19 protein-coding genes are annotated in these 20,089 nt (G+C 69.0%); 8 read left to right on the plus strand and 11 right to left on the minus strand.

Translation table 11 applies throughout. The features are described from left to right. Positions 1-135 precede the first annotated feature (135 nt). The 3 genes from F0U60_RS44520 to F0U60_RS44530 all read left to right on the plus strand — a co-directional run bounded on the left by F0U60_RS44520 (position 136) and on the right by F0U60_RS44530 (position 3,648). Positions 136-660, plus strand: coding sequence for an RNA polymerase sigma factor (locus F0U60_RS44520; RefSeq protein WP_395809433.1), 525 nt, complete (start codon positions 136-138; stop codon positions 658-660). Further along, complete coding sequence (locus tag F0U60_RS44525; RefSeq protein WP_395809435.1) at positions 657-1,436, plus strand: DUF1109 domain-containing protein; 780 nt, start codon at positions 657-659, stop codon at positions 1,434-1,436. The genes F0U60_RS44520 and F0U60_RS44525 overlap by 4 nt, the downstream gene beginning before the upstream one ends. Before the next feature lie 118 nt (positions 1,437-1,554). Then, on the plus strand, positions 1,555-3,648 hold the full coding sequence (locus F0U60_RS44530) for a chloride channel protein (protein WP_395809437.1): 2,094 nt from the start codon (positions 1,555-1,557) through the stop codon (positions 3,646-3,648). A gap of 53 nt (positions 3,649-3,701) precedes the next feature. On the opposite strand, the gene F0U60_RS44535 is transcribed toward F0U60_RS44530, so the two are convergent. After that, positions 3,702-4,028 (minus strand): hypothetical protein, encoded by a 327-nt coding sequence (locus F0U60_RS44535; RefSeq protein WP_395809439.1) that lies wholly within the window; start codon positions 4,026-4,028, stop codon positions 3,702-3,704. A 152-nt stretch (positions 4,029-4,180) separates the two neighbouring features. Between F0U60_RS44535 and F0U60_RS44540 the strand changes: the two genes are divergently transcribed. Both F0U60_RS44540 and F0U60_RS44545 read left to right on the plus strand, forming a co-directional pair. Further along, complete coding sequence (locus F0U60_RS44540) at positions 4,181-5,419, plus strand: type II CAAX prenyl endopeptidase Rce1 family protein (RefSeq protein ID WP_395809441.1); 1,239 nt, start codon at positions 4,181-4,183, stop codon at positions 5,417-5,419. An 11-nt stretch (positions 5,420-5,430) separates the two neighbouring features. Continuing rightward, on the plus strand, positions 5,431-6,201 hold the full coding sequence (locus F0U60_RS44545) for a hypothetical protein (protein ID WP_395809443.1): 771 nt from the start codon (positions 5,431-5,433) through the stop codon (positions 6,199-6,201). 25 nt (positions 6,202-6,226) lie between these two features. On the opposite strand, the gene F0U60_RS44550 is transcribed toward F0U60_RS44545, so the two are convergent. From F0U60_RS44550 to F0U60_RS44565, 4 genes are all read right to left on the minus strand, one after another. Then, positions 6,227-6,601, minus strand: a complete 375-nt coding sequence (locus F0U60_RS44550; protein WP_395809445.1) for a terminase — start codon at positions 6,599-6,601, stop codon at positions 6,227-6,229. Beyond that, positions 6,594-7,373, minus strand: coding sequence for an AraC family transcriptional regulator (locus F0U60_RS44555; RefSeq protein ID WP_395809447.1), 780 nt, complete (start codon positions 7,371-7,373; stop codon positions 6,594-6,596). Before F0U60_RS44555 ends, F0U60_RS44550 begins: the two co-directional genes overlap by 8 nt. An 86-nt stretch (positions 7,374-7,459) precedes the next feature. Continuing rightward, positions 7,460-8,074 carry a hypothetical protein gene (locus tag F0U60_RS44560; protein WP_395809449.1) on the minus strand — a complete coding sequence of 205 codons (615 nt, stop codon included), beginning with the start codon at positions 8,072-8,074 and terminating at the stop codon, positions 7,460-7,462. A 128-nt stretch (positions 8,075-8,202) separates the two neighbouring features. Beyond that, entirely contained in the window at positions 8,203-8,880 is a 678-nt protein-coding gene (locus tag F0U60_RS44565) for a TetR/AcrR family transcriptional regulator (RefSeq protein ID WP_395809451.1), read from the minus strand. A 97-nt stretch (positions 8,881-8,977) separates the two neighbouring features. On the opposite strand from F0U60_RS44565, the gene F0U60_RS44570 reads away from it, so the two are divergent. Next, positions 8,978-9,988 (plus strand): Rieske 2Fe-2S domain-containing protein, encoded by a 1,011-nt coding sequence (locus F0U60_RS44570; protein WP_395809453.1) that lies wholly within the window; start codon positions 8,978-8,980, stop codon positions 9,986-9,988. A gap of 1 nt (position 9,989) precedes the next feature. On the opposite strand, the gene F0U60_RS44575 is transcribed toward F0U60_RS44570, so the two are convergent. The 6 genes from F0U60_RS44575 to F0U60_RS44600 all read right to left on the minus strand — a co-directional run bounded on the left by F0U60_RS44575 (position 9,990) and on the right by F0U60_RS44600 (position 17,999). Further along, positions 9,990-12,179 carry an ATP-binding protein gene (locus tag F0U60_RS44575; RefSeq protein ID WP_395809455.1) on the minus strand — a complete coding sequence of 730 codons (2,190 nt, stop codon included), beginning with the start codon at positions 12,177-12,179 and terminating at the stop codon, positions 9,990-9,992. Between the two features lie 154 nt (positions 12,180-12,333). Next, positions 12,334-13,452, minus strand: coding sequence for a glycosyltransferase (locus F0U60_RS44580; protein WP_395809457.1), 1,119 nt, complete (start codon positions 13,450-13,452; stop codon positions 12,334-12,336). Positions 13,453-13,535: 83 nt separating this feature from the next. Continuing rightward, positions 13,536-14,639: a glycosyltransferase gene (locus F0U60_RS44585; RefSeq protein WP_395825723.1), complete on the minus strand. Its 1,104-nt coding sequence runs from the start codon at positions 14,637-14,639 to the stop codon at positions 13,536-13,538. Between the two features lie 318 nt (positions 14,640-14,957). Then, positions 14,958-15,500: a peroxiredoxin gene (locus F0U60_RS44590; RefSeq protein WP_395809459.1), complete on the minus strand. Its 543-nt coding sequence runs from the start codon at positions 15,498-15,500 to the stop codon at positions 14,958-14,960. A 13-nt stretch (positions 15,501-15,513) separates the two neighbouring features. Further along, on the minus strand, positions 15,514-16,794 hold the full coding sequence (locus F0U60_RS44595; RefSeq protein WP_395809461.1) for an amidohydrolase family protein: 1,281 nt from the start codon (positions 16,792-16,794) through the stop codon (positions 15,514-15,516). A gap of 248 nt (positions 16,795-17,042) precedes the next feature. After that, positions 17,043-17,999, minus strand: coding sequence for a hemerythrin domain-containing protein (locus F0U60_RS44600; protein WP_395809463.1), 957 nt, complete (start codon positions 17,997-17,999; stop codon positions 17,043-17,045). A gap of 133 nt (positions 18,000-18,132) precedes the next feature. Here F0U60_RS44600 and F0U60_RS44605 point away from each other — a divergent pair, with 133 nt between their 5' ends. Beyond that, positions 18,133-19,641, plus strand: coding sequence for an HNH endonuclease (locus F0U60_RS44605; RefSeq protein ID WP_395809465.1), 1,509 nt, complete (start codon positions 18,133-18,135; stop codon positions 19,639-19,641). Further along, positions 19,638-20,081: an SMI1/KNR4 family protein gene (locus tag F0U60_RS44610; protein WP_395809467.1), complete on the plus strand. Its 444-nt coding sequence runs from the start codon at positions 19,638-19,640 to the stop codon at positions 20,079-20,081. The genes F0U60_RS44605 and F0U60_RS44610 overlap by 4 nt, the downstream gene beginning before the upstream one ends. Positions 20,082-20,089 lie beyond the last annotated feature (8 nt).

Below are 20,089 nucleotides of genomic sequence, written 5' to 3' on the forward strand. Positions count from 1 at the left end.
CAACGGCTCCGGGGTAGAGTTCGCTCCCCCGGAACCACCGTGTCGCCCCCTTCGCTGAAACCAGGCATCGCCCCCGCGCGTACCGCTGATGAACCGGCGCCCACTCCGGCCGCCGGTGAGTCGGACGAGAGACTGATGACGCGCTTCTGTCAGGGCGATGCCCGGGCCTTCGATGCCCTCTTCCAGCGCTACGCGAGGCCCATTCACGGGTACCTGGCGCGGCTGACGGGCAGCCCCGCCGCGGCGGAGGACCTGTCGCAGCAGACCTTCCTCTCCTTGGTGCGAGCGCGCGGGCGCTTCCAGGCGGGCGCGCGGGTGAAGCCGTGGCTGTACGCCATCGCCACCAACGCGGCGCGCGACTGGCAGCGGCGCAAACGTCCCGAAGACCTCACGGATGAGGGCGAGCTGCCCACCAGCGTGCCCGCGGAGGAGCCAGCGGCCCGAGACATGGGGCTCGAGCACGCCGTGCAGCGGGCCCTGGCGCAACTGCCCGAGGGACAGCGCATCCCCATTGTCCTGCACCGCTTCGAGGGGATGGGCTTCGCGGAGATCGCCGAGTCCATGGGGCTCACGGAGAGCGCGGTGAAGGTGCGGGCGCACCGGGGCTACGCGCGGTTGCGCGAGCTGCTGACCGCCCTGAGGGAGGAGACGAACACATGAGTCCCGAGTGCTCGCGCGTGCTGGACAGTCTGGGCCAGCCACTCCCGCCGGAGCTGGCCGCGCACGTGGCCTCCTGCGCGGAGTGCCGCGCGCTGATGGAGAGCTTCGGCGCACTGGAGGGCCTACCCGCCCCGGCGGCGAAGGCTCCGTCGGCCGCGCCGGCGCTGGAGTCGGTGCGGACCCAGGCACTGGAGGAGTTGGCGGCCCATCCGAAGGCGACCCCCTGGTGGCACGAGGTGCTGGTGCTGATCGGGGTGTACGTGAGCATGACCCTGCTAGGGGGGTTGGGATTCACGCGGGTGGGCTTGTTCCTGAACTCAGCGCCGCTGGGTGTGGTGGTGGGGTTGGCCGTGCTCGTGGGGCTCGCGATGGTGGGCGGGGCCGTGGTGGCGCTGGCACCGACGCGGCAAGTGGCATGGGGGCTGGTGGGGACAAGCACGGCGGTGGTGGCACTGTCCGTGGTGCTGGGGGGCTCGGGGCTGGCCGTGAGGAGCTTCCTCGCGGGCGCTATCGGGTGCGCGCGGACACACATGCTGCTGTCGGCGCTGCCGCTGCTGGCCGCCCTGGTGATGCTGCGGCGCTCGGCGTACCAACCCGCACGAGCGGTGGCCGCGGGGCTCTCCGCCGGCGCCGTGGGCCTGCTGTTGCTGCACGTGCACTGCCCGGACGGAAGCGCCCCGCACCTGATGGCCTCCCATGTGGGTCCATGGCTGCTGCTCGGTGGGCTGGCCCTGCTGGTGCGCTCGCGCATACCCACGCACACCCACGCCCCCTGAGCCGCGGACTGCCGGCCGGGTGCGGAGGGGCATGCCTCCTCCCCCGCCAGCAGCCAGAGTGTTGAAACTTCAAGTACCTTGAAGTTTGCCAAGAGGAGGCGTTTAGTATGGGCTCCAAATGAAGGACGAGCCTCCGCCTCCCCTCTCCGTCTCGCTTCGCGAGGCGCTGCGGCGTTTCACCTATTCGAGCCTTCAGGCCTTCAACCGAATCCGCCTGCCTGGTCCCACGGTGCTGCCGATTGCGGGAGCAGTGGTGGGCCTCTACAGCGGCCTGGCCGCGGGCATCTTCTCCAACCTCATCGGGCTGGTGAGCGGCGTCACCTTCAGCGCCGCCTGGCTAGGCGATGCGTTGCGCCGCCCCGGCTCGCGCACGCTGCTGTCGGTCTGGGATGCGCTGGCCAAAGCGCAATGGCACCCCGAGCACGCCATCATCGGAGTCCCGCTGGTCGTCGGCGCCCTGCTGCTGGCGCGCATCATCGAGCCCGGCGGTCCCCGAGATGAAGTGAAGCGCCGGCTGCGCCTGCTGGCCTTGTTGGTGCTGGGCGCGCTCGCCCTCTACTACCCGCTGGTGGCCCTCACCGCGCTCAACCGCGCCTTCGGCAACGCCCACCACGTGACGGAAGTCCTTCCGCACCTGCCCTGGTGGATCTTCCTCGTGGCGCCACCGCTGGGCGGCATGCTGGTGGGGCGGCTGCTGCGCGACTACCCGGAGACGCACGGCCACGGCCTGCCCGAGGTGGTGCGCGCGGTGAAGAGCAACCAGGAGCTGCCCGGGGAGCGCGGCCTGCTCAAGCTGATCGCCAGCGCCATCACCATCGGCAGCGGAGGCTCGGCCGGACGCGAGGGCCCCATCGTCTATGGGGGCGCCGCCTTCGCCTCCACCGTGGGCCGCATCCTGGGCTTCTCCCGCCGCGAGCTGGCCGTCCTGCTGGCGTGCGGCGCCGGTGCCGGCATCTCCGCCTCCTTCAACGCCCCCATCGCCGGCGCCGTGTTCGCGATGGAGATCATCCTGCGCGAGTTCGAGCTGCGCGTCTTCTCGCCCATCATCCTCGCCAGCGTGGCGGGCACGCTGGTGAGCCGCGGCACCATGGGCGCGGCGCCGATGATCAACGATCGGCTCGGCTATGAGCTGGTGAGCGGCTGGGAGGTGATCTGCTACGTGGGGCTGGGGCTGCTGTGCGGCCTGCTCGCGTACGCCTTCGTGCGGCTGCTGCACAACGCGGAGGACTTCTTCGGCGGACGGGTGGAAGGACAGATGTCGGCGTGGCTCGGCCGGCGCTCCCTGCCGCTGCGCGCGGGAATCGGCGGACTGTGCGCGGGCGTGCTCGCCTTCCTCAGCCCCACCGTGTGGGGCAGCGGGCACGACTACATCAACCTGGCGGCCATTGGGCAGCTCAGCTTCGTCTTCCTCGTCACAGCGTGCGGCGTGAAGCTGGTGGCCACCGCCATCACGCTGGGCTCGGGTGGCTCGGGTGGCACGTTCTTCCCCTCGGCGGTGATGGGGGCCATGGTGGGCGGCGCCTTCGGCACGCTGGTGCACTACTTCTTCCCCCACAGCACCGGGCCCAGCGGCGCCTACGCCATCGTGGGCATGGGCGGCGCGGTGGCCGCGCTCACCCGAGGGCCCCTCACTGGGATGATGATGCTCTACGAGCTGAGCGCGAACCACGCCATCATCCTGCCGCTCATGGTGACGTGCACCATCGCCTCGGCGCTCTGCCACTACCTCACCGAGCGCAAGGCGCCCAAGACGCAGACGGACGCGGAGCTGCTGGCCACCACGCCGGTACGCGCGCTGATGCGCGAGCTGGCCCCGGTGCCCGCCGACATGCACCTGCGCCCCCTCATGGACCAGGTGCTCACCACCGAGAGCGGTACGCTGCCCGTGCTCGATGGGGACGGGAAGCTGTACGGCATCGTGCAGGTGGACCAGTTCCGCGACATCTGGCGCGACGAGGTGCTGCACCCGATGCTCGTCGCGAGCGATCTGGCGCGCAAGGTGCCGCTGCTCTCACCGGACACGGACCTGGCCCAGGCGCTGCGCCTGATGGACCAGGAGGACGTGGACGCCCTGCCCGTGCAGGGGACGCCAGGGAGTCAGACCTGCGGGCTGCTGACACGCGCGCTCGTGCGGAGGTTCCTCTCCACGCGACACGCGCGCCAGCACGCACACGGAGAACACCCCGTGGCGACCACCGAGGCCACCAACTAACTCCCTCTCCCTCTGGGAGAGGGTCGGGGTGAGGGTCTAGAGTCCAGACCCCGTCACTTGCGAGGGTTGATGTTGCGCTCCGGAGGCTCATCACTGACCCGGCGCTCCTCCCCGCCCTCGCGAGGGTACCCACGGTCCTCGCGCGAAGTCCCCTCCTCGCCCCAGCGAGGCGAGTCCGTGGTGAAGGCGTGCTCCTCCTCCGACTCGCCGCCCGAGGCCACGCGGAAGTCTGGCCCTGGCTCGTCCGTGAGCTTCTTGTCCACCTTCTTCGCGTCGTGGTCCTCGGCGTCCGCCACCCGCTCCGCCTGGCCGCGATAGCGATCAGCGGGAATCGGCCCGCCCGCCGCGTTGAGGTCCTTCTTGTCGTCACGGATGCTCATGTCTCGCTCCTGTCGTCGCGGGAGCCGCGCCCGCGCCGGCTGGTTGTCCACCCGTCAAACGTCATCACTGTGCGCCAGGTGTGCGAGGCGGAAATCTGGGCGGGCTGGGGAGCAAGCAAGGGTAGCTTGCTGCGAACTCCCTCCGAGGAACCATGCCCCCGGCGCCGAATCCCCAACTGCTCAGCGAGAACGCACCCTCACGTCGGCGAGCGCTGGCCGAGGCGGCACTCGTGCTCGTCACCGTGTTCCTCCCAGCGAACCTCGCCGCGCTCGGAAGGGCGCCGCTCTTCACGCTCACTTGCCTCCTGGCGGCCTGGGGGCTCCTGCTCCTGCGTCCCTGGACGGAGTGGCGTTCGGGCCAGAGGGGCCGCGCCATCGGCTGTGTCCTCCTCTTCGGACTGGCGCTCGGCGCGGCCATGGCTGGCTCCTGGCTCGGAGAAGGGTCCGTGCCACCGCCCCGCCTGGGCGTGCGGCACACGAGTGTCTCGCAGGAAGAGGCCGGCCAGGCCGCGCGAAAGGTCGTTGAGCTCACCCACGTGGAGCCAGGGCGTCCGGCGGACGGACGGCTGGAGGTGGGAGACCGCATCCTCGCAGTGCAGGGCGAGCCCCTGTCGGCCTCAAACCCCGAAGAGGACTTCCGCAAGCGCATCCAGACGGCGGGAGGAGGCGCCAGCACCGACCTCCGCTTCACCCTCGAGCGAAAGGGAGAGACGCGCGAGGTGACAGTCCAGGTCGGGCCCGCCCAGAAAACGGGGCCCTTCAGGCCCGGCGCCATGACGTGGCTGTGCATCCGCGCGCTCGGCATGTGCCTGCTCGTGGCGCTGCTGCTCTGGCGGGATGGGCAGGGGCCGGCACAACTCGGCCTCGTTCGCGAGGGGCTGGGACGAGAGCTCCTCCTCGGCATCCCCGTCATCTTCGGCGCATACGCCGTCACCCTTGCCGCCGCCATTCCGCTCGCCGCCCTCGGCGCGCTCTTGAAGCTCACCGGAAAGGAGATGCTCGCGCGCAAGGAGGTGGCCACCGCGCTCGTGGAGACGGGGCTCAGCGTGCCGGTCTTCGCGGCGGCGATGGTGCTCGTGGCCAGCTTCGAGGAGCTCACCTTCCGGGGCTTCCTCGTCCCGAGGATTCGGGTGCTCCTGGGTCACTGGCATGCCGCCGTGCTGCTCTCGGCCGTGCTCTTCGGGGTGGGGCACTTCTACCAAGGCACCCTCGCGGCGGCCCAGACCGCCGTGCTCGGGGCGTACTTCGGCTTCGTCTTCATCCACCGCTCCCGCCTACCCTCCGTGATGCTCGCTCACGCGGCCTTCAACACCATCAACTTCACCTTCATGGTGTGGCTCCAGCGCTCGGGGGCGCTCGAAAAGATCATGGAGCAGCTTCCCCACAAGTAGATAATCCCCCCATGCTCCAGCACCTGCTCCGCCTCTCGCGACACTCGCCCGCGGTCGACATGGAGATCGTCCGCAGGGAGGTGCTCTCGGACGCCCTCATCCGGGAGCTGCACGCCGTTTCCAACAGCTTGATGGCCGAGGAGCTGGAGCACTTCCGCGTGCACGCCCTGTCCAATGAGGTCGTGCACATCTTCCGCCGCACGGACACGCGGAGCATCGTCGGCTTCCAGTTCTGGAAGACGGCGCCCATCGGGCTGCCCCGGAGCCGCATCATCCTCGGAGGCAAGCTGCGGATCCTCCCCGAGTTCCGCAATCGCGGCCTGCACCTGCTCTCCGGCCTGACGTTCTTCGTCCAGGAGAAGCTTCGAAACCCGCGCAGCCGCCACTACCGCCTGTCCATCGCCAGCCTGTTCGGCTTCGTGTCCATCACCGAGGCGCTCGCCCGGTACCACATCTTCGATCCCCACCCACGCACCGAGGAAGGCAACGCCCTCCGGGAGGCCTTCCGCACCCTGGCCGAGGAGAGCCACTTCCGTGTCGACGAGGAGCGCGGGCTGTTCTTCGTGAACATCTACATGAAGCCCGAGACACTGGGCCGCTTCTCGCCGGACTACTTCAACAGACCCGCGGCCAGGGCCTACGCCACGGTCAACCCGGAGTTCCGGACCAACGGCAGCTACGTCGGCTTCTGGTTCCGCTTCACTCCCGACAACCTGGCGTCGTTGACGAGTGCCACCATGCGCAAGCTGCTGCGAGCCCCGGGAGCAGGCTCGCGGAGCTGAGCGAGGGGCGGACTTCCACCGGAGCTCAGGCCACGGACGCGGCGGCGTTGCGCGCCGAGCGCCATGCCCGAGCGAAGCCACCCGACAGCACGAAGCGGGGGAACGTCACCCACTGCTCGACAAAGAGCCGCGCGACGACGTCAAAGAAGCCTCGGAAAGGGACGGGCGAGACCGTCTCGAAGCGGTGACCCCGGCCCTGGAGCGCCAGCGCGCTCACGATGGCCACGACACCGGGCAGGGCCAGCCAGGGCGAGGTCACGGGCGAGGTGACGAGCAGCACGGTGCCAAGCTGGAACAGCGGCACCGTCAGCGCATGCAGGAGCAGGTTGCGGCGATCGCAGTGGTTGTCCGGGTAGAGGTTCCACTGCCAGGAGAGAAGTCCTTCGGTTCGCTCATTCATGCCCTGGATGTAGGGTGCCCTCGCGCCGCTGTCTTGAACGAGCTGGCTGCGCCGTGGGCCGCAGCACCGAGGGGGGCATGCCCAGCATGCGCCGGAAGGTGCGCGTCATGTGGGCGGCATCCGAGAAGCCCGCGGCATGGGCGGCCTCGCCCAGGGGCACGCCCGACACGATGGCCGCGGCCGCGCGCTGGAGCCTGAGCCAGGCCAGGTAGGGCCGCAGCGGCATTCCGATGGACTCCGTGAAGGCATGCATCAGGCGCCCCGGGGAGAGCCCCACCTCGGCCGCGAGGGCAGACAGCGACGTGTCCCCATCGGAGGGCAGGTCGCGCAGCAGCCGGAGCAGCTTTCGCACACGGGGATGCACGGCGCGCCGGGAGGACGCCGCGCCCGCGCCGAGGACCTCGACGACCCGATGTGTCCACGCAACGCCCTCGGCACGCATGAGGCTCATCGGCTCGGCATCCCGGGCGAGCAGGTCGCGCTCCTCGGCGGAGAGGACACGGAAGGGGCCCTCGAGAGAGGAGCCGAGCGCCATGCCCGCCTCACTCTCCGGGTCGAGGAAGACGAGCAGCACCTCACGGCCCGCGGCATCGATGGCATGGGGGACGTCCGGCGCCGTCAGCACCCCGGGCACTTCCCTCCAGGGCCCGAGGCCGGCACGCACGCGCAACGGCCCGTCGAGCCCCAGCACGAGGTGCATGGCATGGTGGGCGTGGCCCGTGCTGCTTCCGCCCGGCCCCCGCGTGGCGAGGAGTGGAGGCCATACCGGCAAGGAGGCTCCACGGGGAATGAGCGGTACTCCGGAGATGCGCACACCGGGATGCTACACGGCGGTCCCGGCCAGTGGGCACACCAACCTCACGCCACCACCCACCAGCCCCCGAGCATCACCGAGCCGAACGAGGCCACCGCGGGCACGTTGCGCAAGAGAACCCCGGGCTTCGGCATGGCACGCGAGCTGGCCGACAGGGCCGCCGTCAGGGCCGCCATGGCCACCGTGCTGCCGAAGACGAACCCTCCGAGAAACAGCGCCTGCCAGACCAGCGAGTCGGACACCGCCGCGGGCAGCAGCATCAGCACCGCCGCGGCGCCCGTCAGGCCGTGGATGAGGCCAATGGTAAACGTGCTCCAGGCCGTCGCCCCACCCTGCTTCGGAGCGGTCGCACCCCCGCTCGGCGAGCGATGAAGCAGCCAGCGGCGCAGCCCCACCACCCCCGTCACCAGCAGCGCGGCCCCCGCGAGCCGATCTCCCCACGTCTGCAGCACCTCGAGGTCCAGCGCCGCGGCCACCAGCACCACCGCCGCCGCGCACAGCAGCGTGCCGAGCGCATGACCCATGCCCCACAGCAACCCCACACGCCAGGCCCTCCGGCCCCCCCCGACGGAGAGCGGCGCCAGGCTCAGCAAGTGGTCCGGGCCGGAGACGGCGTGGAACGCACCCGATCCCAATCCAGCAAGGGCTGCAGCGGTCATGAACGTCCTCCCAGTCCATCAACAACCGACACACGTCGGCCTCACACGGACGGAAAGATGCGCTCCGGCGACTGATAGTACCAATACAACTTCGCCATCTCCCTGATAGGGGGAAGCTATCAATCCCCTCACCCGGTGGCGGGGGACACGGCATAGGCACGGAGGAACGTCTCCAGGTGGTCCTCCAGGAAGCGATCCACGTCCAGGGGCCGGCAGCTCGCCCCCGAGAGCTGCACCTGGTGCAGCAGACCGAGCACCACCGGGCACACCAGCTCCAGCGCGGCATGGCGCACGTCGCAGTGCCGCAGCTCCCCGTCCGCGATGTGGCGGGACAGGCGCGCCTCCGCTGCCTGGAGCGTGGGCTCCAGCAACTCCTTCACGTACACCGGCCCCAGCAGCTGGTGGCCCATGCCCGCGGTGAGCCCGAAGGCGTGCACCGCCCCCACCGAGCCCACGCGCCAGCCCTTGGACAGAGACTGGAGGAACCACCGGAGCGACTCGCGCACCGGGCCTTCAACCTCCAGGGCCACGGAGAGCAGCCGCGGCATGCCGAGCCGGTGCATGTCCACCATGACCTCCGCCAGCAGGGCCTCGCGCGAGCCGAAGTAGTGCCGCAGCGTGGCCACGCTCACCCCGGCCACCTCGGCAAGCTGTCGGAAGCTCGCCTGGGCCCCATCCGCCTCGAGCAGGCGCACGCGAACCGCCTCCAACAGGCGCCTGCGCTCCTTCTCGTAGTCCGCGTTGCGGCTCCCCTTCACCCGGGCCATGCGCGCTGAGTAACCCGTGTGGAGTAGGAAATCCACCATCCTGAGAGCCTCCCCTCCTACTGCCCATTCTTCAGCTTGAAATTGAGTAGACGAACCAGGATATTTTATCCAGGTCGGTACGGGCTGGAGGAGCGCAATGCTGGACGGGTTCGCCCAAGAGGGCTTCGCGGACGTGTGGACACCGGTGGCGATGTCCCGGGAGGTTGGAAAGAAGCCCCTGGGGCTGACGCTGGCCTCGGAGCGCATCGTGCTCTTCCGAGACAACGAGGGCCGGGTGTCGGCGCTGCACGACCAGTGCCCGCACCGAGGCGTGAAGCTGTCCCTGGGGAAGGTGGGCGAGGACGGGTGCCTGGAGTGCCCCTTCCATGGGTGGCGCTTCGCCTCGGGCGGGGCGTGCTCGCACATCCCGCTCAACCCCATGCCCGAGGAGAAGCGACGGCGCTTCTCCGCCACCGCCTTCCCCGTCCGCGAGCGCGGCGGCCTCATCTGGCTCTACACGCGTCCCGGTGCCGAGGCGCCGGAGGAGCCCCCCTTCCCCGAGGCGCTGGAGCGCAAGGGCGTGCGCGTGCACATGTACGCCGAGACGTGGAAGGCCCACTGGACGCGGCCAATGGAGAACATGCTGGACGCACCGCACCTGCCCTTTGTGCACCGGCGCACCATCGGCATGGGCGTGCGCCGGCGAATCACGAAAGACTCGAAGATGGAGATGGAGGTGAGCCCCACGCCCACGGGCTTCCGCACCTCCTGGCGCCTGGAGGGAGGGCCCGCGGAAGCGGACCTGGACTGGATGCGGCCCAACGGCATGTGCCTGACCGTCCCCATCCCGGACCGGCTCCTGCGCCTGCACATGTGGTGCATTCCGGTGGACGCGCACCACACGCGGATGCTCCAGGTGACCGCGCGTGACTTCCTGAAGCTCCAGCCCTTCGCGGCCGTGCTCGATGCCTTCACCCGAAGCGTCCTGCGCGAGGACCGGGCCTCGGTGGAGTCGAGCGCTCCGTCTGAGGTCCCCCCGGTGTCCCAGGAGCGCAGCGTGGCGACAGACCGGGCCACGCTGGCCTTCCGCCGCTGGTACCTCGAGCGCAAGAAGCGGGGCCCCCAAGAGGTCGCACCCCGCCCCGAGGCACCGTCGCTGGTGGGTTGACTCAGGATGCGGCGGGTGATTGCCGCAGGGGCAGCTCCACCGTGAAGGTGGCCCCCTTGCCCGGGGCACTCTCCACGGAGACCGTCCCCCCCATGGCGTGGAGGGTCTGCCGCGTCACGTAGAGCCCCAGTCCCAGCCCGCCATAGTGCCGCTCCGACACACCCCGCTCGAACTTCTCGAAGATGCGCGCCAGCATCTGCGGCTCCATGCCGATGCCCTGATCCTTCACCACCAGATGGGCACGCGCCCCCGTGGCCTGGACGCGGATGGACACGGGGTGGCCGGCGCCGTACTTGACGGCATTGGAGAGCAGATGGGAGACCACCTGCTCTAACCGCAGCCTGTCCCACTGCCCCACCACGGGCCCTTCCGCCTCCAGCATCAAGGGGCTCCCGGTCCGCTCCGCTTGGGACTGAAGGCGCGCGACCACCTCCCGCACCAGCACCACCAGGTCCACCTCCTCCCGCTCGAGGTACAGCTGGCCCTCACTCAGGTGCGTCACGTCCAGCAAGCCGTGCACCAGCTCCGACAACCGCTTCACCTGGTGACGGCACGCGTCCAGGTGCCCGAGCAGACGCTGCGCCAACGGCGCCTCACACCGCGCCTGAACCTCGCGCACGAGCACCTGCAGCTTGAGTGACAGGGGCGTGAGGGGCGTCTTCAGCTCGTGACTGGCGACGGAGAGGAACTCGTCGCGCAGCCGTACCGCGCGCTGCGCGTCCCGATAGAGCCGCGCGTTGTCCGCCGTGAGCGCCGCGCGTCGGGCGAGATCCTCCGCCGCCGCGAGCTCCGCCGTGCCGTAGTGTCGCCCCGAGTACGCGGTGGAAAGGAAGGTGAGGACACCCAGGGTCCGCCCGCGGGCCATCAGGGGGACGGACATCAAGGAGATGGTGCGGACAGCCGCCATCGTCCGGGCGTGCGCGTCATTATGCGCCAGGGGGGGAAGGAGATCGGGCTCCACCTCCGACAGCAGCACCGAGCGCCCCTCGCGCAGCGCCGTCGTCGGAGGGTGGCCGGGGTTGCCATCCATCCGGGCTGGGAAGTGGCGGGCCTCCTCGGCCAAGGGCGCATCCGCTGGGTCCGCCACCGCCACCACCACCCGGCGCACCGAGCCGTCCTCCTCCACCAGGTCCACCATGCACCAGTCCGCCAGCGAGGGGACGGCGAGCCGCGCCAGGGAGGTGAGCGTCGCCGCGCCATCCAGCGAGGAGGCCAGCGTCGTGCCCGTCTCCACCAGGAAGCGCAGGAGATCCTCGCGCCGGCGCCGCTCGGTGATGTCGATGACCGAGCCGATGTAGCCGAGGAACTCGCCGCCCGGCCCGAAGCGGGGAGACGCCGCGTCGATGGCCCAGCGGTACTCGCCGTCTACGCGACGCAGCCTGTAGTCCAACCGGAAAGGCACGTGCCGCGCATTCGCGTCCAGGAAGATGGCCTGCGTCGACTCGACATCATTCGGGTGAAGGGCGTTCAGCCACCCGAAGCCCAGCGCCGTCGCCTCCGTCTGGCCGGTGAAGTCGTACCAATGCCGGTTGAGGTAGACGCACGAGCCTTGCGCGTCCGTCATCCACATCATCACCGGTGCGTGGTCCGCCATGTTGCGGAAGCGCGTCTCGCTCTCCTGGAGGGCGCGCTCGGCCGCCTTGCGCTCGCTGATGTCCATGAGCGTCACCAGCGCTCGGTCCGCCCGCCCCACCACCGCGTCCCAGGTGAAGGTGAAGAACACATCGATGCGCTGGCCGTCCAACGTCCGCACGACCGACTCCGCCTGGAGCAAGGAGCGGCCCTCTGTCAGCGTGACCAGTTGCTCGATGAAGACCTCCAGCGTCTCCGGCAGGAAGATGCGCTCCAGTGAACCGAGCAGCTCCTCCCTACTGGAGGCGTGGAACATCCGCAGCGAGGTGTCGTTGACGTCCACCACGCGCACCAGCCTCACCGCCTGGCGGACGAAGTCCGGGTGCTCGGCGCAGTAGGCGCGCACATCCTGGACGCCCTGGCGCCGCAGCGCGCTCAGCGCCTCCTGGATTTGGGAGAAGTCCTCCTCCCAGATGGAGACGCCCACCTTCTGGAGGATCTGCCGAGCATGGGCCTCGCGTTCTTCCAACTCGGCCACACGCCGCAGGAGGGCAGCCCGCTCGTCCCCAGAGCGAGCGCCTCGACGCCCCTCAGGGCTCTTCCTGGGTGCCTTGGCCATGAGTTTCCGAACGACCCCGCTGCGTTGCTCAAAGACGGGGGGCGCATGCTAGGCGCAACGCACGCGGAAGAGCATGAATTCACCCGGGCAGGTCAATTCCACACAGACCCGGTGGAGGCCAGGCCTGTGAACGGCCTTCCCCGTAACGTTCGGCTCAAGCCACGGACTTCCGTACAGTGCCCGGCCCCGGCACATGGCCCAAGGCCTGCTCCACCAGCAGCGCCCGATGCGCGTACGTGTGCTCGGCCAGGACCCGGCGGCGCGCCGCCTCTCCCAGCTGGCGCACCCCTTCGTCCGTGAGACACAGCACCGCCTCGGCTACCTCCAGACCGTCCTGCGCCACCAGACACTCGCGCCCGGGCTCCAGGAAGAGCTCGATGCCCTCCCAGGGGTCGGTGATCAAACACGCGCCCGCGGCCGCCGCCTCGAGCAGACGCGGGGCCGGAGAGAAGCCGAAGCGCGCCATGCCATCGCGGCTGACGTCGAGCACCGAGCGCGCGCTCACCCTCAGGGCGTTGTGATCCCGGAGCGGGACAGGGCCCAGGTAGCGCATGTTGGCGGGCCGCGACCGCTCCCCCCAGCCCTCGCCGCCCAGCAGGAAGCGCTTGTCCGGCAACAAGTCCGCGGCGCGCATGAAGTAGGACTCCACGCGCCGCTCCAGATCCGGCAGCCGGTCGTCCATGAAGACCAGGTCACAGTCGAAGCGCGGCTCCGGTCCCACCGGGTGGTGCGCATCCGGGTCCACCGCGCTGTACACGGGAATGCACTCGCGAGCCCCGAAGTCGCGGTAGGCCAGCACCACCGCGTCCCCACCGCCCTGCGTGAAGATGCGGTCGTAGCAGGGCACGAGCGCCCGGAAGGCATCCTCCGGGTTGCCCGCCATCCGCTCCAGGGTGACCGGAGCGTCCAGGTCCCAATACACCACCTGGGTGGTACCGGACCTGAGCTCCAACACCCGAGCGTTCAGCCAGTCATCCAAGACGCCCACACCGCTGGCCTTCACCACCACATCCGCGCTCCGAGCGTCCTCCAGACACCGCTCCAGCCCCTGCGTCCCCTCGGCCGAGTACATCACCACCGTTGCGTAGTCCGGAGCCACCGGCAGGTCCCGGTGGCGCTGCCGCTCGGGCAGGGCTGGCTCGTAGAACGTGATGCGGTGACCACGTGCATGCAGCGCCCGGAGCAGTCCCCGGTAGTACATGGCGGCCCCGTTCCACCAGGCGGAGACAAGGCTCGCGCCGAAGAAGGCGATCCGAAGTCCGTGGCTGCTCATCTAAATCCTCTCCCTCGACCGGTCCCTCAGCCCGGCCTCACGCCCGGTTCCCGTGGCAATGCTTACCGGCCGACAATCCCCGGTCAGGTCGCCCGCGCCAGCTGGGGCTGGGCGGGGGACGCCACCCCGGACACACGGTCCAGGTCGGCGTAGAGCCCAAGGTAGGCACTGGCCATGCGATCCGGGGAGAACTCCAATGCACGCGTCCGTGCAAGGGTTGACATCCGGCTGCACAGCACGGGCTCCGCCACCAGCCGCCGCAGGGCTCCCGCGAGCATGTCGGTGTCGTCAGGTGGAACGAAGACGGCCGCGCCCTCCCACACCTCGCGAAGGGAGGGGATGTCTCCCAACACCAGCGCACACCCGGCGAGCGCGGCCTCCAGCACCGCCGGGCCGAAGGGCTCGTAGCGCGCGGGCATGACAAAGAGGGAGGCCCGCCCCATGTACCCGGCGAGTTCCCGGCGCGGCAGTCTCCCCAACGGGCGCACGTAGCGCGCACGCACCTCGCCTCCAGCAGGGTGCTGGAGCTCACCGGCCACGAACACGGGCCAGTTCAGCCGCGGCGCCACCGTCTCCAGCACCTCCAGGTTGCGCGCCTCGTCCCACAGCCGGCCTGTGGCGAGGATGAAGGGCTCGCGAACCTGGGCGGGCGGGAAGTCCTCGTGGCGGCGTGCGTGGGGGATGACACTCGCCGGGCCCAGGGGGCCGTAGTGCCGCACCAGGTCCTCCCGCATGACGGCGGTGGGAACCACCACGTGGCCCGCGGCGCGCAGGCCCCGCGTCACCTCCCAGCGGTAGCGCACGTCCGCCTCCACCGCCGGCTCCCCCTTCACCGCCTCCCACCAGGAGAGCGGACAATCGTGGGCCACCACCAGCGGCGGACGCCTCCACGGCAGCGCGCCATGGCAGTAGCCATTGAGGTGCACCGCGTCCGGCTGGAGCCGCTCCTCCAGCTCCAACAGCCACTCCCCCGCCGCCTCCAGGTCCTCCCAGGTGCTCCCAGGTCCCTCGAAGCTCCAGGTGCTCTGCTCGACAGAGAGCCCCGGCACGCCCCGTACCTCCGCCCACCGCGCCGAGGTGAGGGGTGCTCCCATCGTGGCCAATGTCACCGCCACTCCCCGGTGGCCTAGCGCCCGGCTCAGCTCCAGTGCGTACGTCCACACGCCACCGGAGGTGCCGGTGGTCATGAGCACGCGACGCACCTCCCCGGCTGCGCTCGGGCGCGCGGGCACGGTGGGGAGGGACGATGGGTGGTCGCGCATAGATATAGGCGGTAACACACCCGTGTGCCTGTAACAGGCGGGGGGCCTCTCCAAGCAGCGGCTGATGAACGGAAAACCCCTGCTCCTGCCGACTCGGCAACGCTTCTATTGCCTGGTACCCGACAGGTTGTTCTCGTGACGTGAAAACGTCCTTGCTCAGGTCCGACGCGAGGCGGGAGCGCTCACGCGAGGGAGAGGGAGACCGGAACCCGAAGGCCCCGGTCCCCTCAACCCGGGCACTCGCTACTTCTTGGGCTCCGCGCTCTTGCCCGCGTCCTTCTCCGCCGCGTCCGCCTTCGGCTTGCGGAGGGGACAGGACACGATGGCCCCATTTGGATCAATGGCGTCCTTGCCGGACTCCACCTTGAGGACCTTGCGCTCCTCGCCAATCACGAACGTGTAACGATTCGCCAGCTTCAACACCGGCGTCTTCACCTCATAGAGGTTCGTCAGCTTCGCGTCCGGATCGGGAATGAACGGGAACTGCGCCTTCAACGACTCCTTGAACTTCGCCAACGTTTCCTTGTCATCCGTACTGACGGCCAGGACCTGGCCGTTGAGCTTCTCGATATCCGCGTACCGGTCCCGGTACGCCGAGAGCTCGCGCGTTCAACCACCTGTGAACGCTTTGGGGAAGAAGGCCAGGATGACCGGGCCCTCCTTCACCATCTCCGACAGCGTGTACGACTTGCCGGCGGTGTCCTCCACCGTGAAGTCCGGCGCGACGTCCCCGACCTGAGGGGAGGCTCCCGCGAGGAAGCCCGCTACGAGCGTGGGAATGAGCATGCCCGAAAAGCTATCACTTCTCGCCCATGCGCGCCCACACGGCCGCCGCGGCCTCGCGTGACTGCTCCGCCACCACGGACGGATTCACCGACAGGGGCCGGCGCGCCCACACGCGCCACACACCGTCCACCATCACCGACTCCACGTGGCGCGAGCCCAGGCCGAACACCACGTGCCAGGCCAGGTTCTCCGCCGTGAGCGGGGTGGCCGGCTGGTAGTCCATGAGAAGCAGATCCGCCAGCGCGCCCTCGCGCATCATTCCCACCTGCACCCCGAAGGCTTGCGAGGCCAGGCGCTGCCCATTGGCCAGGTAGCGCAGCACGTCGATGGGCTGCCCCGCGTCACGCGAGCGCAACCAGGCCGCCTGCGCCTCGGCGAACATGTCCGCGCTCACGCTGTCCGCCCCCAACGTGGCGCGGTGGCCGAACTTGAGCGCCGGCGCATAGCCCACCTCGGCCTCCATGTTCGAGCGCGGCGTGTGCGCCAGCCACGCGCCCGTGGGCAGCAGCTGCGCCAGCTCCGGCCACGACAGGTGCCCCACGTGCGCCAGCAGCGTCTGCGGCGACAGCAGCCCGCTGTCCACCAGCCGCGTCACCGGCGCGGCCCCAAAGCGCTCCGTGGACAGCTTCTCGTCCAGCGGATCCTCCGCCAGCGATACGTGCAGCCCCGAGCTGGTGCTCCTCACCGCCTCGGCCAGCCCCTCCAGGGCCTCCCTGCCCACGGTGAAGAGCGGCGCCGAGCCCACCTGCCCACGCAGCCGCCCGCGCGCCTTGCGCGTGAAGGCCACCGTCTCCTCCAGCCCCTCCTCGCGCCCCACCGCACCCCGTCTGTCCGTCACGGCGTAGGCGAGCACCCCGCGCACGCCCACCTCGTGCAGCGCGCGCCCCACCCGCAGCAGCGAGCCCTGCACCGCCTTGGGCGAGGAGTGCAGGTCGAAGAGCGTGGTGGTGCCACACTGGAGCGCCTCGAGGCCGCCCGCGGTCGCGGCCACCTGCACCGCGTCCAGGTCCAGCGCGTCCTCGTAGCGCCAGCGCACCTTCTCCAGCAGCTCCTGGTAGCCCTCCAGCTTGGGCCGGGGCATGCCGCGGCCCAGGCTCGCGTGGAGCCGCTGGTGCGAGCTCACCAGACCCGGGAAGACCAGCTTGCCCGAGAGCGCGATGACCTCGTCGTCCGGCGCCGCCCGCAGGTCGGGACCCCGGGCCACGATGCGCTCACCCTCGATGCGCAGGTCCACCCGCTCGACACATGCTGGCTCGAGCTCGACGACGATTCCGCCTTTCAGGAGCGTGCCCACCCGTCCCTCCGGACTGTTGCGACTGCGTCACTGTTTCCGACGTCAGCGCTCCCGCCCCATACGCCGACCCGTCAACAGGTTAGCACTCCCCTCGCCCCATGGCGCACCACGGCAGGAAAAGGACACCCTCACGTCCAGTCCACAACGCGGTGCGCAACAGCCCGGTCACGACAAGCCGCCTCCCGTCCCCAACCTGTCGTGAGGAGCTCCAGCACCCTGAGTGGGCCCAGGGGTGGAGCGGGTCTCGCTCACGAACGCTTCGAGCTCTTGGCCTGGCTGCTCGTCCGCTTGGCCTTGCCACCCGAGCGCTGACGCGCGGTCCTTCCGGCGGGGGCGCTCGCCTGGAGGGTCACGCTGCCCTTCAACCTTCCCGCCCGAGCCGTCGCCGAGCGGCGGATGCTCGTGGTCTTTCGACGTGGCTGTTCACCGTCGGTCACCTCCGCCACCCGGTTGACGACATCACTCGCCGCATTCTCCGCCATGCGCCGGGCCCGCCGGCTCGCATCGCGCGCCACATCCTGGGTCTCCTCGAGCACATCGCTGGAGACCTTCATCGCCTGGCCGGGGGCCTCATACGCCCAACGTCGCGCTTCCACGCCCAACTCCTGCGTGCGCTCGCGGCCCCCTTCGACGAGTTGCCGCACCCAGGCCAGGCTCCGCTCCACCAGCTCGGTGATGAGGTCCCGGCTCCGATCGACAACAGCCACCAGCGGCATCACCAGGTTGCCCGGAGGCTCATCTGGGAGCCGTGGGTGCGGACGTGTCGGCACGGCCCGCTTCGCAAGTGAGAGCGCGTCCGCCATGGCCTCGAGCTCCTCCTGCTCAAATGCACGGCGCAGGCTGGGGAAGAGCTCGTTCTCCTCCTCCTCGATGTGGTGCAGGATGTTCTGCACCAGCACGGCGAACTTGGCATCGAACCGCGAGTCCTCCGGGGACATCTTCTGGAGCGCGGCAAGCTCCCATTTGGCGACCCGGTGCTCCTCGAGGGCCTCGTCGATCCGCGCGACCCACCGCGAGTCGTGGACCTTCACGGAGGGATAGAAGATCTGCTCCTCGATGGCGGCGTGGATGGACAGCTCCAGGATGACGCGCCTGGCGATCTCCTGCTTCTTTTGCGTGTCCCCTCGGTGTTTGAGCGTCTCGTAACGCTTGAAGAGTTTCTGGATAACAGCATGGTCCTGTTTCAGAAGAGCGATGGCGTCCATACCGTATGGGTAGGCACCGTGACGCGGTGCGCCAACGGGGCCAGCTCGGACGAGTGCTTGCCTGGCGGATGAGCGCTCGTTGGAGCGCCTCGGAGGCTACACTCACGCCACTCTTCGCCAATCTGGTGCCGACATGAGGCGCATGCACGGAGTGCTGGTCTGCCTGCTGCTCGCGGCCTGCGCAACGGACAGTGGACGACGCACCGCGGTCTCCTCCTACGAGCAAGCCCCCCGTGGCTCCAACGTCCAGGTCCGCCTGGAGACAGGAGAAGGTACGCCACGGACGTTCACCCCTCCGCGTCGAGCGCCCGTGGAAGTCACCGAGGCCTTGTTCGAAGCCACCATGGCGAGGCTGGTGGTCGAGTTGGAGCTCCCCACCCCGCCCCGGCAGCGGCTGGCGCTCATCTCCTGGGGCCGGTCCGGACAAGACGATGAGCGGGCAGCGATGACGCGAAGCTATCACGGCTGGTGCGAGCGCCGAGGCACCCCGGGCGACTGTCTGTCGCTGCTGGGCAACGGCGCCTTCCTAGGAGCCGAGGCACGGCGCACGCTGGCACTGTCCATCTCCCTGGGCTCGGTGTGGGAGGGAGCCGTGGGAGTGTGGACGGACATGGTGGACCCGGTGGCCCTGCACTCCCTGGTGATGTCCGCCATGGCGGGCTACCTGGCGATGCTGGTGCTCCCCAATCCCGTGACCCAGACGGCGGCCATCACCTTCACCTGCCTCATGGTGGCGTATCTGGGGCTGGACACGGTGTGGAGCCTGCTGGAGGGCTGGGCGCGACTGGAGCGGGAAACAGAGCAAGCACGCACCTTCGCCGAGGTGCGAGAGGCGGGCGAGCGTTTCGGCCAGGTGATGGGAGCACAAGCGGGACGCCTGCTGGTGATGCTGGCGACGATGGCCCTGGGCTCGACAACGAACCAGGTGATGGGACCGCCGAGGCTGCCCGGCGCTACGCAAGCGACCGTCACCGCCAAGATGCAACTGGGCATGCGACTGGCCGCGGTGGGGCAGGTGCGACAGGTCGCGGTGGGCCAGGCCAGCCTCACGCTGACGCTGGCTCCGGGGGCCCTCGCCATGGCCTCCCAGGGTACGAACGACGGCGGAAACAAGGCTTCGCCCGGCAAAGCGACCCAGGTCAGCGACCCGGGCAAGTACCGGCTGAAATTCATCGAGGCGTGGAGGAAACCCAAGTTCACCGAGGACGGGAAGATCCTGCCCTATCCGGGCACGAGGACCCCGCCCAATCCCATCGCCAATCTCGGAAGGAATCGCGCCGGACAGACAATCAACAACGGCGAAAACACCATCCGCTTTGACACCGATGGATTCCCTGAATTCGATACGAAGTTCGAAACCATTCTGGATGACATCCACATTGGCAGTGGGAACCGCTTCGCACATTACAAAGCGGCAAACCAGAAGCTCTTCCAAGCCCTCAAGCAAGCTCCCCATTTGGCCAGGGACCTCGGCCTCAATCGCGAAATGATTGAGGAGCTATCGACGTCGATGGTTCCGCCAAGCGGCTATTCCTGGCACCACCACCAGGATGTTGGGCGGATGCAGCTCATCCCACTTGGAAAGCACAAGCTCGCCGCTCCTCATACAGGAGGAATGGCGATCTGGGGAGGAGGCCAATGACAAGTAGAATTCGATGGACCCCCTATGTTTGGGATGCACCTCGTCCAGTCACTCCTCATGAAATCCTACTGCTCGAGCAGCAGTGGAACGTGAAGCTTCCCGAGGAATACAAGAAGCTCATTTCGACGAGCCAAGGGATGACCCCCCGTCCATGCGTCTTCGATATAGGCAAGGTCAAGGACGTCATGAGCGTTCTCTTGACCGTCATCACGGATCCAACCAAGAAGGAATACGCCATCCGTGACTCGTACAGCATCTTGAAGCCGCACATTCCGCCCGGGATCTATCCATTCGCGATGACCCCCGGTAGCGAGCACTTGTGCTTCGACTATAGGACGTCACGAGACGAGCCCAAGGTCGTCCTGGTGTCAGTGGAAATGAATGTTCACCCCGTCGCAGAGAGCTTCAACAGCTTCATAGCCAGCTTGCATGATGCGTAGAGGCCATC

Origin of the sequence: Archangium minus, assembly GCF_044360475.1 — a bacterium.
Taxonomy (GTDB): domain Bacteria; phylum Myxococcota; class Myxococcia; order Myxococcales; family Myxococcaceae; genus Archangium; species Archangium minus.

Bases quoted from the DNA above. Each gene is read 5' to 3' on its own strand.
- F0U60_RS44520 (WP_395809433.1), top strand. From the start codon at position 136: ATGACGCGCTTCTGTCAGGGCGATGCCCGGGCCTTCGATGCCCTCTTC.
- F0U60_RS44525 (WP_395809435.1), top strand. From the start codon at position 657: ATGAGTCCCGAGTGCTCGCGCGTGCTGGACAGTCTGGGCCAGCCACTC.
- F0U60_RS44530 (WP_395809437.1), top strand. From the start codon at position 1,555: ATGAAGGACGAGCCTCCGCCTCCCCTCTCCGTCTCGCTTCGCGAGGCG.
- F0U60_RS44535 (WP_395809439.1), bottom strand. From the start codon at position 4,028: ATGAGCATCCGTGACGACAAGAAGGACCTCAACGCGGCGGGCGGGCCG.
- F0U60_RS44540 (WP_395809441.1), top strand. From the start codon at position 4,181: ATGCCCCCGGCGCCGAATCCCCAACTGCTCAGCGAGAACGCACCCTCA.
- F0U60_RS44545 (WP_395809443.1), top strand. From the start codon at position 5,431: ATGCTCCAGCACCTGCTCCGCCTCTCGCGACACTCGCCCGCGGTCGAC.
- F0U60_RS44550 (WP_395809445.1), bottom strand. From the start codon at position 6,601: ATGAATGAGCGAACCGAAGGACTTCTCTCCTGGCAGTGGAACCTCTAC.
- F0U60_RS44560 (WP_395809449.1), bottom strand. From the start codon at position 8,074: ATGACCGCTGCAGCCCTTGCTGGATTGGGATCGGGTGCGTTCCACGCC.
- F0U60_RS44565 (WP_395809451.1), bottom strand. From the start codon at position 8,880: ATGGTGGATTTCCTACTCCACACGGGTTACTCAGCGCGCATGGCCCGG.
- F0U60_RS44570 (WP_395809453.1), top strand. From the start codon at position 8,978: ATGCTGGACGGGTTCGCCCAAGAGGGCTTCGCGGACGTGTGGACACCG.
- F0U60_RS44575 (WP_395809455.1), bottom strand. From the start codon at position 12,179: ATGGCCAAGGCACCCAGGAAGAGCCCTGAGGGGCGTCGAGGCGCTCGC.
- F0U60_RS44580 (WP_395809457.1), bottom strand. From the start codon at position 13,452: ATGAGCAGCCACGGACTTCGGATCGCCTTCTTCGGCGCGAGCCTTGTC.
- F0U60_RS44585 (WP_395825723.1), bottom strand. From the start codon at position 14,639: ATGACCACCGGCACCTCCGGTGGCGTGTGGACGTACGCACTGGAGCTG.
- F0U60_RS44600 (WP_395809463.1), bottom strand. From the start codon at position 17,999: ATGGACGCCATCGCTCTTCTGAAACAGGACCATGCTGTTATCCAGAAA.
- F0U60_RS44605 (WP_395809465.1), top strand. From the start codon at position 18,133: ATGAGGCGCATGCACGGAGTGCTGGTCTGCCTGCTGCTCGCGGCCTGC.
- F0U60_RS44610 (WP_395809467.1), top strand. From the start codon at position 19,638: ATGACAAGTAGAATTCGATGGACCCCCTATGTTTGGGATGCACCTCGT.